Source organism: Aeromonas sp. FDAARGOS 1406 (assembly GCF_019048565.1).
Taxonomy (GTDB): Bacteria; Pseudomonadota; Gammaproteobacteria; order Enterobacterales; family Aeromonadaceae; genus Aeromonas; species Aeromonas caviae.
Genome location: NZ_CP077378.1, coordinates 603874 through 617829, shown reverse-complemented (window position 1 = coordinate 617829; position 13956 = coordinate 603874). Strand labels below are relative to the sequence as shown.

The window sequence follows — 13956 nt, the reverse complement described above, 5'->3', positions numbered from 1 at the left end:
GATAAAAGGGGAATATAAGAGTGAATAAATCTCAACTGATTGACAAGATTGCAGACGGTGCTGATATCTCCAAAGCTGCCGCTGGTCGTGCGCTGGATGCCTTCATCGATGCCGTGGGCGAAGCCCTGAAAGAGGGTGACCAGGTTGCTCTGGTTGGTTTCGGTACTTTCGCCGTTCGCGAGCGTGCAGCCCGTTCCGGCCGCAACCCGCAAACTGGTGCGACCATCGAAATCGCTGCCGGTAAAGTTCCTGCCTTCAAAGCCGGCAAGGCCCTGAAAGACGCGGTCAACTAAGCCGGTCGCTGATATCTATCGGCACCGTCCTTGGTCTCTGACCAGACAAGTGAGAGGGCTCTCCCTCATACTGCTTGACCAAGGCGCATCGCAATCGGTGCGCCTTTTCATTATTTACGCCCATCGAGTTCGGGAGCATAAGTACAAACATGATGTTGGATAAACTACGCGAAGGGGCGCAGGGCAAGGTAGCCAAGGTTATCTTGGGCCTGATCATCCTCTCCTTTGCCTTGGCCGGCGTAGGCAGCTACCTCAATGGCCCGGCACGTACCGCCCCCGCCACCGTCAACGGCAATGACATCAGTGCCCCCGCACTGGAGAATGCCTACCGCAATGAGCGGGCCCGCATGGAATCCCAAATGGGTGAGGCCTTCAACCAGCTGGCCGCCAATCCCGATTACATGAAACAGTTCCGCCGTGGCGTGCTGGACCGTCTGATCGATCAGGCGCTGATCGATGACAAGGCCCGCTCCCTGGGTCTGCGCGTCAGCGATGAGCAGATCAAGCAGGCCATCGTCGCCATGCCCGAGTTTGCCGAAAACGGCAAGTTCAGCAATGACCGCTACCTGCAGCTCATTCGCCGAGCCGGCATGACCCCCGAGATGTTCCGCGACTCCCTGCGCCAGGACATGGTGCGCCAGCAATTGATGGGCGCCGTGCTGGGATCGGAGTTCGCCCTCAAGGGTGAAGCCGAGCAACTGGATCGTCTCTACAACCAGACCCGTGACCTGCGCCTGATCCGTCTGGCCGCTTCCGCCTATGTGGACGGGATCGAGGTGAGCGATGCCGAGGTGGAGCAGTTCTACAAGACCAACAGCGCTCGCTTCATGAACGACGAGACGGTCAAGGTCGACTATCTGCTGCTCGATGCCGCGAACCTTGGCAAGAACATCAAGGTCACCGAGCAGGATGCCCAGGATTACTACGACCAGCATCAGGATCTGTTCCAGCGTCCCGAGCGCCGTCAGGTGGCTCACATCCTGATCCCGTTTGGCAAGGATGAAAAGGCCGCCGAGCAGAAAGCCGAGGCCGTGCTGGCCAAGGCCAAGGCAGGTGACGATTTCGCCGCGCTGGCCAAGGCCGACTCCTCCGATACCTTCTCTGCGAAGAAGGGCGGGGAGCTCGACTGGTTCGAGAAAGGGGTGATGGATCCTGCCTTCGAGAAAGCCGCGTTCGCGCTGGCCAAGGCCGGCGATCTCTCCGCCGTGGTGAAGAGCCCGTTCGGCTTCCACATCATCAAGCTGCTGGGAGTCGAGCCTGCCAAGACCAAGCCCTTCGTGGACGTGATGAGCGATACCATCGCCCGTCTGCAATCTGAGAAGGCCAAGGAGCAGTTCTTCGCCGAACAGCAGAAGATGGCCGACAGCAGCTTCGAGAACCCGGACTCCCTGGACTTGACCGCCGAAGCCATGGGCCTCCAGGTGCAGTCCACCGGCTATTTCAGCCAGGCCGATGCGCCGGCACCGCTCAATGATCCCAAGGTGCTCTCCGTGGCGTTCTCCGAACAGCTGCGCGATGACAATACCAACTCCGACGTGATCGAGCTGGCCGACGGCAAGGCGCTGGTGCTGCACATCATGGGTCACCAGCCGAAGGCGGCCAAGCCGCTTGCCGAGGTGAAAGAGCAGGTGATCACCGCCATCAAGCACGACAAGGCCAGTGAAGTGGCCCGTGGCAAGGCCCAGGGTCTGCTGGACAAGCTCAAGGCCGGTGAGAACGTTCAGGCCGACCTGACCGCGCTGGGTCTGAAAGTGGATACCCATACCGGCGTATCCCGCTTTGCCCAGGAGATGGATCAGAACCTGGTGACCCAGGCGTTCCGCATGCCCCATCCGACCGATGGCAAGCCGAGCGTCGAGTTGGTGACCGAAGCCAACGGTGATCGTGTGGTGGTGGCGCTGGACAAGGTCAACGTCATCAAGGAGCCGTCCCAGATGGTGAGCCTGCTGCAAGGTCAGCTGGGTCAGGGCAAGGCACAGGCTGACTACAAGTCGCTGATCGACGAGCTGCGCAAGGCGGCCAAGATCGAATACTTCACCGACGTGGAAGCCACTGTCGAGTAAGTCAGCCTCACGGCCGCAAGTGTGAAAACGGCTCCATAATGGAGCCGTTTTTTTGTGCCATCGACAGCCCGGCAGAGCGGGCGGGCGCAGGAGGGAAGGGCCAGGCACGGGCTTGTGCTGCCTATCCTGGCTGGGGATGAGCGGGACAGGTGTATGACAGCGCGCTGTACTCTTGCTTTCCCTATCCCCAATTCTTCTCTTGCTGTGGGGCGTGATTAAGGAGGCATAAAAAAAACCGGCGCACGAGGCGCCGGTTCTGATCGCTTTGCTTGAAAGCGGAGGATTACACCACACCCTGGGTGCGCAGGTAATCCTCGTAGGTCCCGCCGAAGTCGCGGATGCCGTCTTCGGTCAGCTCCAGAATGCGGGTCGCCAGGGAGGAGACGAACTCGCGGTCGTGGGAGACGAAGATCAGGGTGCCCTTGTACATCTCCAGCGCCAGGTTCAAGGATTCGATGGATTCCATGTCCAGGTGGTTGGTCGGTTCATCCATGATCAGGATGTTGGGGCGCTGCATCATCAGCTTGCCGAACAGCATCCGGCCCTGTTCACCACCGGAGAGCACCTTGACCGGCTTCTTGATGTCGTCCTGGGAGAAGAGCAGACGACCCAGCACGGAGCGCACCGCCTGCTCGTCTTCGTTCTCCTGCTTCCACTGGGCCATCCAGTCGAACACATTGAGATCGGTGTCGAAATCTTCGGCGTGATCCTGGGCGTAGTAGCCGATCTGGGCGTTCTCGGACCACTTGATGGTGCCGGTATCCGGTGCCAGGGCACCGACCAGCGTCTTGATCAGGGTGGACTTACCGATCCCGTTGGTACCCAGGATGGCGACCTTCTCGCCCACTTCCAGCATCATGTTGAGCCCCTTGAACAGGGGACCGTCGCCATAACCCTTGGAGACGCCTTCGATTTCCAGGATGTTGCGGTAGAGCTTCTTGTCCTGCTCGAAGCGGATGAAGGGGTTCTGACGGCTGGAGACCTTCACTTCCTCAATCTTGATCTTGTCGATCTGCTTGAGGCGGGAGGTAGCCTGGCTGGACTTGGAGGCGTTGGCGCTGAAGCGGGAGACGAAGGATTGCAGATCGGCGATCTGGGCCTTCTTCTTGGCGTTGTCGGCCAGCAGGCGCTCGCGGGCCTGGGTGGCAGCCAGCATGTACTCGTCGTAGTTGCCCGGGTAGACCCGCAGCTCGCCGTAGTCCAGATCCGCCATGTGGGTGCAGACGGAGTTCAGGAAGTGACGGTCGTGAGAGATGATGATCATGGTGCTTTCACGATCGTTGAGCACCTGCTCCAGCCAGCGAATGGTGTTGATGTCCAGGTTGTTGGTCGGTTCGTCCAGCAACAGGATGTCGGGGTTGGAGAAGAGCGCCTGCGCCAGCAGTACCCGCAGTTTCCAGCCCGGGGCCACTTCGCTCATCGGGCCGTTGTGCTGCTCGATGGGAATACCGGCACCCAGCAGCAGCTCGCCTGCGCGGGATTCGGCGGTGTAGCCATCATATTCGGCGACCAGGCCTTCCAGCTCGGCGGCCTTCATGTAGTCGTCGTCGGTGGCCTCCAGGTTGGCGTAGATGGCATCGCGTTCAGCGATGGCGGCCCACAGCTCGGTGTGGCCCATCATGACCACGTCCAGTACGCGCATCTCTTCGTAGGCGAACTGATCCTGGCGCAGCTTACCGATGCGCTCGTTGACATCCAGGCTCACATTGCCGCCGGTGGGTTCGAGATCGCCACCGAGGATCTTCATGAAGGTGGACTTGCCACAGCCGTTGGCACCGATGAGGCCGTAGCGGTTGCCGCCGCCAAACTTGACGCTGATGTTCTCAAACAGCGGCTTGGCGCCGAACTGCATGGTGATGTTGTTGCTTGAAAGCACTGGAATGTCCCGGTTGGTCTGTCAAATGGCGCGCATTATGGCACAGATCCCCCGAAAGTTTTAGCAGGAACTGTGATCTGGCTCCATTGCGGGGGGGGGGGGAAGGTTTCACGACCAGGCCGGCAACGGGCTCCGGCTTCTCTTGCAGAGGGGAGGCGAGGGGCGGTCATGAAAAAAGCCGGCACTGGGCCGGCTTGGATGCGTGGGATGCCACTTAGTGGGCGGAGGCGCCGGAGGCACCGAGCCCGGTCTGGGATCTGACGAACTGCGGGAAGAACTTCGCATGCTCGTCGGAGGCTGCCTGGGACTTGTCGGTGACCGAGAAGAACCAGATCCCGATGAAAGCCAGCCCCATGGAGAAGAGCGCCGGGTATTCGTAGGGGAAGATGGCCTGGGCATGACCCAGCACCTTCACCCAGACGGTGGGGCCCAGGATCATCAGGGTCACGGCGCTGATGAGACCGAGCCAGCCGCCATAGACGGCGCCACGGGTGGTCAGGCGCGACCAGAACATGGAGAGGAAGAGCACCGGGAAGTTGCAGCTCGCCGCGATGGAGAACGCCAGGCCCACCATGAAGGCGATGTTCTGCTTCTCGAACAGGATGCCAAGGCCGATGGCGACCACACCCAGTACCAGGGTGGTCATCTTGGAGACGCGCAGCTCGTCGGCCTCGTTGGCCTTGCCTTCCTTGATGACGCAGGCATAGAGGTCGTGAGAGACCGCGGAGGCCCCCGCCAGGGTCAGCCCGGCCACGACCGCCAGTATGGTGGCAAACGCCACGGCGGAGATGAAGCCCAGGAACAGGCTGCCGCCCACCGCATCGGCCAGATGGACCGCCGCCATGTTGGTGCCCCCCAGCAGGGCGCCGGTGGCGTCCTTGAAGTCCGGGTTGGTGCTGACCAGCAGGATGGCGCCAAAGCCGATGATGAAGGTGAGGATGTAGAAGTACCCGATGAAGCCGGTGGCATAGAACACCGATTTACGGGCTTCCTTGGCATCGCTCACGGTAAAGAAGCGCATCAGGATGTGGGGCAGACCTGCGGTACCGAACATCAGGGCCAGCCCAAGGGAGATGGCGGAGATGGGGTCGGCGACCAGGCCGCCCGGGCTCATGATGGCCGCACCATTGGCATGCACCTTGACCGCTTCGCTGAACAGGGTACCGACGTCGAAGTTGACGGACTTCATCACCATGATGGCCATGAAGGAGGCACCGGAGAGCAGCATCACCGCCTTGATGATCTGTACCCAGGTGGTGGCCAGCATGCCGCCGAACAGCACGTAGAGCACCATCAGGATGCCGACCAGCACCACGGCCACGTGGTATTGGAGGCCGAACAGCAGCTCGATGAGCTTGCCGGCACCGACCATCTGGGCGATGAGGTAGAGGGCGACCACCACCAGGGAGCCGCTGGCGGAGAGGCTGCGCACCGAGGTCTGCTTGAGGCGGTAGGAGGCCACGTCGGCAAAGGTGTACTTGCCGAGGTTGCGCAGCCGCTCCGCGATCAGGAACAGGATGATGGGCCAGCCCACCAGGAAGCCGATGGAGTAGATGAGACCGTCGTAGCCCGAGGTATAGACCAGGGCGGAGATGCCGAGGAAGGAGGCGGCGGACATGTAGTCACCGGCGATGGCCAGACCGTTCTGGAAGCCGGTGATGCGCCCGCCGGCGGCATAGTAGTCGGAAGCCGAACGGTTGCGCTTGGAGGCCCAGTAGGTGATGAACAGGGTGGCGGCCACGAAGACCACGAACATCACGATGGCCGAGATATTGAGGGGTTGGCGTTGCACCTCGCCGCTGATGGCGTCGGCCGCCAGCAAGGGGGTGGAGATCAGACCTGCCAGCGGCAGCAGAAACTTGCCTTTCATGATTGCGCTCCCTTGAGGATCTTCTGGTTCAGCTCGTCGAACTCGCCGTTGGCACGAAATACGTAGATACCGGTCAGCACGAAGGCCGATACGATGAGACCAATCCCGACCGGGATGCCACGGGTGATGCTGGAGCCTTCGCTCAAGGGGGTGCCAAGCCAGCCCGGTGCAAAGGCGATGAGCAGGATGAACGCCAGGTAGAGCCCCAGCATCAGGATGGAGAGGGTCCAGGCAAAACGCTGGCGTTTGGCGACCAGTGCCTGGAAGTTGGGATCTTGCTGGATCCGAAGATACGGTTGCTGTTCCATTGCAGTTCTCCATGACAGTGAATGTCAGCGGTGGATGAGGGGTTCCCTACCGGACAGCACGGCTGTCCATGTAAGCAAAATGTGAATTAAATGTTATCTCCGAACAATTAGACTTTGGGATAAGCCAGCGGGCCGCCCTGATGCAGGCGTACAAAGACAAGGGCGGCGGTGACGGCATCGCTCAGGGCGTCGTGGGGGGGCAGGGCTGGCAGCGCCAGATGGCGACAGATCGCGGCCAGGTGCAGATCGATGGCGGCATCGGGATAGCGGCGATAGAGGTGATCGTGATAGAGGCGGCTCACCTCGATGCCGCGCTGGGGCAGGGTGAGCCGCCACAGCCGTTGGCAGGCGAGGTTGAGAATGCGCAGGTCATAGGCGATGTGATACCCCACCAGCTCACGGGGGCCGATGAACTCCAGCAGCGCGCGCAGCGCGGGCTCCAGTGCCATTCCCTGTTGCAGATCCTGATGGCGCAGGCCGTGGATCACCACGGACCCGGCGTTCAGGCTGGCGGGAGCCTGGACCCGGATGGCAAGGGCATCGCCCGTCTTTATCCGGTTGCCCCGGATGCGCACCGCCCCGATGGAGACGATCTCCGCCAGCGCCGGATCCAGGCTGGTGGTCTCGAAGTCCAGCGCCACCCACTCGTCGCCAGCAGGGCGGGCAAAGAGCGGGGCAAACTCCCCCTCCCGAAACGTCCTGCCAAGCCAGCGGCGGCGCCAGTGCATCCACATCGCTATTGCCTAAGACGAAAGTGCAAGGTGAGCCATTGCTGGAACTTCTTCACCTGGTGCAGGGCATGGCGCAGCAGATCCCGCTCTGCGGGGCCGAGGTCTGCCACCCGCACCCGTCCGTCTCCCTCCTGCAACTGGCTGCGCAGCCGAAGCCGCATGAACAGCCGGAAGGCCTCCGCCAGATTGGTGCCATAGTCCCGGCTGAGGCGTCCCTGGCCCACCAGGGCCTCGATGCGCCCCGTGGTCGAGGTCTCCAGGATCCCCGCCTCCAGGGAGAGCACCCGGACGCCGTGGACAAGGGGGAAGAGGCCGCCCCGCTTGAGATCCAGCCCCTCCGGGGCTTGCTCCAGCCTGCCAAAGAGGGTGAGGGGGGCGTGAAAGGCGACGGCGGCCCTTGCCATCTCCGCCAGCAGATCCGGCCGGTCGGCGAGGCAGGCCCGCAGGTGGCGGGCGACGGGGGCGAGCCGGGCGCGATCTCCCGTGATGGCCTGGGCATCGGCCAGGGTGGCGAGCCAGAGCAGATCCGCTTCGCTGGCGCGCACACAGGCCTGCTCTATCCCTTGCAGCCAGCCGTCAAGCGGCTTCACCCAGGCCGGGTTGTTGACCATCACCCTGCCCGGGCAAGGGGGATAACCCAGGCGCGCCAGCAGGGCGCTGAAGGCGGCCAGATCCGCCGACTGGGTGGGCCACGGCAGGCCATCCGGCAGGATCAGGGCATTATCCTGATCGGTTTTCTGGATCTGCTCGCCACGCCCCTCCGACCCCAGCATCAGCAGGCACACCTGCTCTTGCTGCGCCGCGGGGATCACCAGGGAAAAGGCCTTGGCGATCAACTGCTCGTTGATGGTGGCGATGAGCTTCATCAGGAACAGGGTGTGGATCCCCTGGGCAAACAGGGAGCGAATGAGCTGCTGCTGCTCCCGGGCGACCGCCTCGAGGGCGGCCGGGGAGTCGGCGCGGGCGATGCGCAGGGTCAACACATGGGAGTGGGTGGAGAAGAGCCCGAGCACCTGGGTCAAATGCAGGATGCCTGCCACCTCCTGCCCCTGCCAGATGACCAGGCGCTTGATGCGGTGGCGGGTCATCAGCAGCAGGGCATCGAACAGATAGCTCCCCAGTGGCAGACCCGTCAGCGGGGTGGGGGTCAGCACCGCCAGCGGCGCACTGAGCGACAATCCCTTGAGGGTGAGGGCGTGGAGCAGGGTCTTGCGGGTGGCCAGGCTCAGGCTGCCGTCTGCTCCGGGATAGAGCAGGCAGTCGGTGCCCCTGGCCACCATGGCCTCGGTGGCGGCCAGGAGCGAGAGGCTGCTTTCCACGATCAGCGGCGCCTGCAGATGGTCGGGAGCGATGCGGGTCAGGATGAACTCTGCCAGGTTCTGCTGTCCGAGCTGGCCGCGGCGCTCCTGCTCCCGCTGGCGCTCCGCCAGGGTGGCGGTGAAGTAGCGGGCGATATGGGGGTGCTCGTCGCACAGGGCCAGAAAGACGGGGCGGGGAATGAGCTGGCAGAGGGTATCTTCCAGGGCGGCGAAACGGTGGCGGCAGTGCCCGTCAAACTGGGCACGGACGTCGAACATGTCCCCCTCGCCATAGTCGCCAAAGGATTGATGGGGGGCAGACTCTTCCACGGCCCCCTTGATGATGAGGTAGAGCCCGGCGGGCTCCTCCCCGGCGTGCTGCACCGTCTGGCCCGCGCGAAAGTAGCAGATGCTGAGGTGCTGACCGAGCCGCTGGCGTGCCTCCTCGTCCAGGCCGTCGAACGGTGGACGGGCAAAATTGAACAGAAGTGACATGAGAGGCTCCACCGTGACCATGGGGCCAGTCTGACAAAGGCTCCACCACCGGGCCAGCCGACTTTAGTCGCAGGCCTGGGGCGGCCTCCCTGTACCTGCCCATAACACTCTGGTAACGTTGTGGTATGACCAGTTGAATCAAAGGACGAAGACGGAGATGGAAAAGCCAAGGGTCAAATGGGTGTTTCAGGAGGGGATCGCCGAGGTGATGCTCTGCCGGGGGGACAAGCTCAACGCACTGGATCGGGCCATGTTCGACGCCATCGACGAGACGCTGAACGCGCTATCCCGGCAAAAAGGGCTGCGGGCCGTGATCCTGCACGGGGAGGGGCGGGCGTTCTGCGCCGGGCTGGATGTGAAATCCATGCTGAGGCAGCCGGTGGCGGCGCTGGAGATCCTCAAGCGCGAGGCGGACGAGGCGACCAACCTGGCCCAGCGGGTGGCCTATGGCTGGCATCAACTGCCGGTGCCCGTGATTGCGGTGACCCAGGGGGTCTGTTTTGGCGGCGGCCTGCAGATAGCGCTCGGCGCCGATTTTCGCTTCAGCACCCCGGATTGCCGCTTCTCGGTGATGGAGATCAAGTGGGGCATCATCCCCGACATGAGCGGCAGCGTCACCCTGCGCAACCTGATGGGGATGGATACCGCCATGGAGCTTGCCATGAGCGGGAGCGAGCTGGAAGCCAGCGAAGCCAAGTCCCTCGGCCTGGTGAGCCGGGTGTGCGCGGATCCTCTGGAAGAGGCGCGGGCCTTTGCCCGGACCCTGATCACCAAGTCGCCGGATGCGCTGGCGGGGATCAAGCAGCTCTACACCCAGGCCTGGGCTCGCAGTGACGAGGCCATGCTCAAGGAAGAGACCCGGTTGCAGAGGCAGATCCTGGGGCGCCCCAACCAGTGGCGGGCGACCCTCAACAGCCTGTTTCGCTGGCGCCTGCCATTCGGACCGCGCCGCAACGCGCTTTGAACCCCTCATCCATCCAACACAAATGAAAATGGCAGCCTAGGCTGCCATTTTGCATTGTGCCGTCTGATTACTTGGCAACGGTATCCGGGTCCGCCTCGAAGGGGTGGCCGGTTTGCTCGCGCATCAGGTTTACTTCGGCGCGGTTTTCAATCCAGTAGTCCGCGTTCTTGATGCCGAGCTTTTCCGGGTGGAACACGGGATCCAGACCCTTGGCCAGCTGTGCCTCGTAGTCCTTGAGACAGGCGAAAGCCGGCTTTTGCAGCATCAGGATGGCACCGATGTTGAGCCAGGCCATCAGGCCGACGCCGATGTCACCCAGGCCCCAGGCCAGATCGGCGGTCTTGACGGTGCCGTAGACGGTGGCAGCCATCAGCGCAATCTTCAGCAGGAAGGTGAGCCAGGGGCGGTTAATCTTGCGGTTGACAAAAGCGATGTTGGTTTCGGCGATGTAGTAGTAGGCCACGATGGTGGTGAAGGCGAAGAAGAACAGGGCGATGGCGACGAAGTAGTTGCCAAAGCCTGGCATCATGCTTTCCATGGCGGTCTGCACATAGCCGGGGCCTGCCGCGATGCCGGCGATGCCGGTGTAGAGGGCGGCACCGTCCGGACCCTGCACGTTGTACAGGCCGGTGATGAGCAGCATGAAGCCGGTGGCGGAGCAGACGAACAGGGTGTCGATGTAGACGGAGAACGCCTGCACCAGGCCCTGCTTGGCCGGGTGGCTCACCGCCGCGGCGGAGGAGGCGTGGGGACCAGTCCCCTGGGCGGCTTCGTTGGAGTAGACGCCGCGCTTGACACCCCACATGATGGCCAGACCCAGAATGGCGCCGAAGCCGGCTTCCATCCCGAAGGCACTCTTCCAGATGAGCAGGATCACGCCCGGCAGTTGGCCGATGTTCAGGGCGATGATGACGCAGGCGACGATGATGTAACCCAGCGCCATGAAGGGCACCACGGTACTGGCGAAATTGGCGATGCGCTTGACGCCGCCGAAGATGATGAAACCGAGCAGCAGCGCCAGACCGGCGGCGGTGACGTTGGGATCGATGTCAAAGGCGGTCTGCAGGCTGGAGCCGATGGAGTTGGCTTGTACGCCCGGCAGCAGCACGCCGCAGGCGAAGATGGTGGCGATGGCGAAGGTCCAGGCATACCACTTCATGCCCAGGCCCTTCTCGATGTAGAAGGCCGGGCCGCCGCGGTATTCACCGTTGATCTTCTCCTTGTAGACCTGACCCAGGGTGGACTCCACGAAGGCGGAGCTGGCGCCGAGGAAGGCGACCATCCACATCCAGAACAGGGCGCCTGGGCCGCCGAAGGTGATGGCAGTGGCCACACCGGCGATGTTGCCGGTACCGACGCGACCGGCCAGGGTCATGGAGAGTGCCTGGAAGGAGGAGACACCGGCATCGTTGCCCTTGCCCTGAAACATCAGGCGTATCATGCCTTTCAAGTGACGCAGTTGCAGGAAACGGCTGCGCAGGGAGAAGTAGAGGCCCACCCCCAGACACAGATAGATGAGCGCAGGGCTCCAAATCACGCCATTGATGGCATTGACGATCTCATTCATGTACAACAACTCCTTTGTTGCGCTGTCTTGGCGAGGTCTGTGCCTCGCTGCCCTAACATTGAAATATATGGTGACCAAGGGGGTCACTCAGGATTGTGCGGGACTTTCGACTGGTTAGTCCGCGGGATTTAACATATCGGTTTGTTCAGGGCCTTCCTAGTGAAAAGTGTTGTGACTTTGTTAATTTGTGAATTGACATTAACAAATGGTGAATGGAACTGGACAAGATTCGGTACATACCCATCATCTGCCGCTTTGCCATGCCCAGAGGGCTGATTGAGGTAATGCAAATAGGAGGCCAGGAGTGGCAACAAGGGAAAACAGATACATCATTCGCCTCGCCGGGGAGGCGGATGGGGCCGGATTGACGGGGTTGTTTGCCCAGCTGGGCTACCCCAACCCTGATGGGGCGGTCAGCGCCAGGCTGGCCCAGCCCGATCCGGCGCGGGAGGTACTGCTGGCCCTGTGCGAGGGGATCCCGGTGGGGGTGCTGGTGTGGCATCGCCTGCAGCCCATGCACCTTGCACCAGCCTGGGGCCTGATCTCGGCGCTGGTTGTCGATGAGAGTGCAAGGGGAGGGGGCATCGGGGCCCTGCTGCTGGTGGCGGCAGAGCAGCGGGCGGCAGCCCTGGGGTGTGGCCAGCTGGAGCTCTCCAGCAGCCTCAAGCGCGAAGGGGCGCACCGATTTTATCTGGCGCAAGGGTATTGCGAGCGTCCGAAACGTTTTGTGAAAGCTGTCTGATTGGCAAGAGGAGTCCGTGTGTTCTGGTCCAGGTTGAAAGAGGTATTGGGTGGTGCATCTCCCCGGGAGCCCCGTCTCCCAGAAGAGCAGGAGTGGCGCGAGGCGCTGGCGGCGGTGCCCATCTTGCAGGGGCTTGAAGAAGAAGAGGCGCAGAAGTTGATGGAGCTGGCGCGCCATTTTCTCTCGCGCAAGACCCTCACCCAGATTGGGGTGGAACTGACGCCCCGCCAGCAGGGGGTGCTGGCCCTGCAGGCAGTGCTGCCCATCCTGCACCTGGGGTTCGATTGGTATCGAGGTTTCCACGAGGTGATCATCATCCCCGAGCCCGTGACCCGTCGTCAGGAGGTGCAGGACGAGTTCGGGCTGGTGAGCGAATTTGAAGAGGAGAACGCCGGTGAATCCTGGCCCCAGGGGCCGCTGGTGCTGGCCTGGAGCGAATTGCAGCAGGACGGGGACTGGGACGGATTCAACCTGGTGATCCATGAGCTTGCCCACAAGCTCGACATGCTGGGAGGGGATGCGGACGGTGCACCGCCCCTGCCGCGGGGCATGGATCCCCAGAAATGGACCCGGGCGCTGCAAGGTGCGTTTGACGAGATGAACGATCAGTTGACCAGAGAGGAGGTGACCGAGATAGACCCCTACGCCGCCTCGCATCCCGCCGAATTCTTCGCGGTGTGCAGCGAGAGCTTCTTCACCGATCCGTTGCGTCTGCGCGCCGTCTACCCCGCGGTCTATGATCAGTTCGCCCGCTTCTACGGCCAGGATCCCGCAGGCCGCTACCCGGCCACCCGGTTGCTGGCGGGAGATCCCGGAGCGCAGGGCTGACCGGCACTGCGTCCGGGCGGCAGAAACACAAAAGGCACCCGAGGGTGCCTTTTTCGTGACAGCGATGTCGCCGGGTGCTTAGGCAGCGGCTTTGAGCTCGACGGGAGCGGCTTTCTTCTGCTCGCCGATGGGCAGCACGGTGCGACCGAACTGCTCGTTGATCACGGTGGCCATGGCCAGGTAGATGGCGCTGGCGCCGCAGATGATGCCTTCGAAACCGGCGATGGTGCCGATCAGGGTGCTGCCGGTGAAGTCACGGGCGGCCAGCAGGAAGAACAGCACGGTCAGGGAGGCGAACACGAACTGCTTCACGCGCGGGTAGTTGACGGTCCCGATCAGCATGAACAGGGTGAACATGCCCCACATCAGCAGGTACCAGCCCATGTAGGCGTGCGGAGTGGCTTCGGCCAGACCCATGGTCGGCATCACCAGCAGGAACACCAGGCTCCACCAGAAGGTGCCGTAGGAGATGAAGGCAGTCACACCGAAGGTGTTGCCGCGCTTGTACTCCATGATACCGGCGATGATCTGGGCCAGACCGCCATAGCACAGGCCCATGGCCAGGATCATGGCGCTGATGGGGAAGAAACCTGCGTTATGGATGTTCAGCAGAATGGTGGTCATACCGAAACCCATCAGACCCAGAGGGGCAGGGTTGGCCAATTTTTCGCTCACGTGGCGTTCTCCAAAAATAGAGGTGGGGGTTGATAAAAGACGCGCGATTTTAGGCAGGCTCTTGGCCCCGGGCAAGAGGCGGAAGGGACGAAACAGTAAAAAAATAACGGAATTTTTTACCCGGCTAACCATTCGTGCGATCCAGGTAGATGGCAGGTAAATGAATGGTGCGGACAAGGTTGATAAATTGTATTGAGCAGAACGTTTCTGAAAGTTTCATACAGCTCGAGGCGATGGGCTGAGCCG

Annotated in this window: 12 protein-coding genes; 5 read left to right on the top strand and 7 right to left on the bottom strand. The window is 62.2% G+C overall.

Going from position 1 to position 13956, the window contains the following annotated elements:
- Positions 1-20 precede the first annotated feature (20 nt).
- Both hupB and ppiD read left to right on the top strand, forming a co-directional pair.
- Positions 21-293: a nucleoid-associated protein HU-beta gene (gene hupB, locus I6L36_RS02850; RefSeq protein WP_005315375.1), complete on the top strand. Its 273-nt coding sequence runs from the start codon at positions 21-23 to the stop codon at positions 291-293.
- Between the two features lie 149 nt (positions 294-442).
- Positions 443-2356 carry a peptidylprolyl isomerase gene (gene ppiD / locus I6L36_RS02845; RefSeq protein ID WP_162540532.1) on the top strand — a complete coding sequence of 638 codons (1914 nt, stop codon included), beginning with the start codon at positions 443-445 and terminating at the stop codon, positions 2354-2356.
- A gap of 283 nt (positions 2357-2639) precedes the next feature.
- Here ppiD and I6L36_RS02840 read toward each other — a convergent pair whose 3' ends face one another.
- The 5 genes from I6L36_RS02840 to I6L36_RS02820 form a co-directional block, all read right to left on the bottom strand.
- On the bottom strand, positions 2640-4232 hold the full coding sequence (locus tag I6L36_RS02840) for an ABC-F family ATPase (protein ID WP_010674576.1): 1593 nt from the start codon (positions 4230-4232) through the stop codon (positions 2640-2642).
- A 214-nt stretch (positions 4233-4446) separates the two neighbouring features.
- Positions 4447-6102, bottom strand: coding sequence for a cation acetate symporter (locus I6L36_RS02835; protein ID WP_039039048.1), 1656 nt, complete (start codon positions 6100-6102; stop codon positions 4447-4449).
- Positions 6099-6410: a DUF485 domain-containing protein gene (locus I6L36_RS02830; protein ID WP_039039049.1), complete on the bottom strand. Its 312-nt coding sequence runs from the start codon at positions 6408-6410 to the stop codon at positions 6099-6101. The genes I6L36_RS02835 and I6L36_RS02830 overlap by 4 nt, the downstream gene beginning before the upstream one ends.
- A 107-nt stretch (positions 6411-6517) precedes the next feature.
- Positions 6518-7144, bottom strand: a complete 627-nt coding sequence (locus tag I6L36_RS02825; protein WP_109112111.1) for a 3'-5' exonuclease — start codon at positions 7142-7144, stop codon at positions 6518-6520.
- A 2-nt stretch (positions 7145-7146) separates the two neighbouring features.
- Positions 7147-8934 carry a putative nucleotidyltransferase substrate binding domain-containing protein gene (locus I6L36_RS02820; protein WP_109112110.1) on the bottom strand — a complete coding sequence of 596 codons (1788 nt, stop codon included), beginning with the start codon at positions 8932-8934 and terminating at the stop codon, positions 7147-7149.
- A 157-nt stretch (positions 8935-9091) separates the two neighbouring features.
- On the opposite strand from I6L36_RS02820, the gene I6L36_RS02815 reads away from it, so the two are divergent.
- Positions 9092-9898, top strand: a complete 807-nt coding sequence (locus tag I6L36_RS02815) for a crotonase/enoyl-CoA hydratase family protein (protein WP_109112109.1) — start codon at positions 9092-9094, stop codon at positions 9896-9898.
- A 67-nt stretch (positions 9899-9965) separates the two neighbouring features.
- Here I6L36_RS02815 and I6L36_RS02810 read toward each other — a convergent pair whose 3' ends face one another.
- A complete protein-coding gene (locus I6L36_RS02810; protein WP_043156472.1) occupies positions 9966-11465 on the bottom strand; it encodes a sodium:alanine symporter family protein in 1500 nt (499 codons plus the stop codon).
- Positions 11466-11838: 373 nt separating this feature from the next.
- Between I6L36_RS02810 and I6L36_RS02805 the strand changes: the two genes are divergently transcribed.
- Both I6L36_RS02805 and I6L36_RS02800 read left to right on the top strand, forming a co-directional pair.
- Positions 11839-12207, top strand: coding sequence for a GNAT family N-acetyltransferase (locus I6L36_RS02805; RefSeq protein WP_232048260.1), 369 nt, complete (start codon positions 11839-11841; stop codon positions 12205-12207).
- An 18-nt stretch (positions 12208-12225) separates the two neighbouring features.
- Positions 12226-13035 carry a zinc-dependent peptidase gene (locus tag I6L36_RS02800; protein ID WP_109112108.1) on the top strand — a complete coding sequence of 270 codons (810 nt, stop codon included), beginning with the start codon at positions 12226-12228 and terminating at the stop codon, positions 13033-13035.
- Between the two features lie 78 nt (positions 13036-13113).
- Here I6L36_RS02800 and I6L36_RS02795 read toward each other — a convergent pair whose 3' ends face one another.
- On the bottom strand, positions 13114-13710 hold the full coding sequence (locus tag I6L36_RS02795; RefSeq protein WP_109112107.1) for a GPR1/FUN34/YaaH family transporter: 597 nt from the start codon (positions 13708-13710) through the stop codon (positions 13114-13116).
- Positions 13711-13956 lie beyond the last annotated feature (246 nt).

Bases quoted from the DNA above. Each gene is read 5' to 3' on its own strand.
- ppiD (WP_162540532.1), top strand. From the start codon at position 443: ATGATGTTGGATAAACTACGCGAAGGGGCGCAGGGCAAGGTAGCCAAG.
- I6L36_RS02835 (WP_039039048.1), bottom strand. From the start codon at position 6,102: ATGAAAGGCAAGTTTCTGCTGCCGCTGGCAGGTCTGATCTCCACCCCC.
- I6L36_RS02830 (WP_039039049.1), bottom strand. From the start codon at position 6,410: ATGGAACAGCAACCGTATCTTCGGATCCAGCAAGATCCCAACTTCCAG.
- I6L36_RS02825 (WP_109112111.1), bottom strand. From the start codon at position 7,144: ATGTGGATGCACTGGCGCCGCCGCTGGCTTGGCAGGACGTTTCGGGAG.
- I6L36_RS02820 (WP_109112110.1), bottom strand. From the start codon at position 8,934: ATGTCACTTCTGTTCAATTTTGCCCGTCCACCGTTCGACGGCCTGGAC.
- I6L36_RS02815 (WP_109112109.1), top strand. From the start codon at position 9,092: ATGGAAAAGCCAAGGGTCAAATGGGTGTTTCAGGAGGGGATCGCCGAG.
- I6L36_RS02810 (WP_043156472.1), bottom strand. From the start codon at position 11,465: ATGAATGAGATCGTCAATGCCATCAATGGCGTGATTTGGAGCCCTGCG.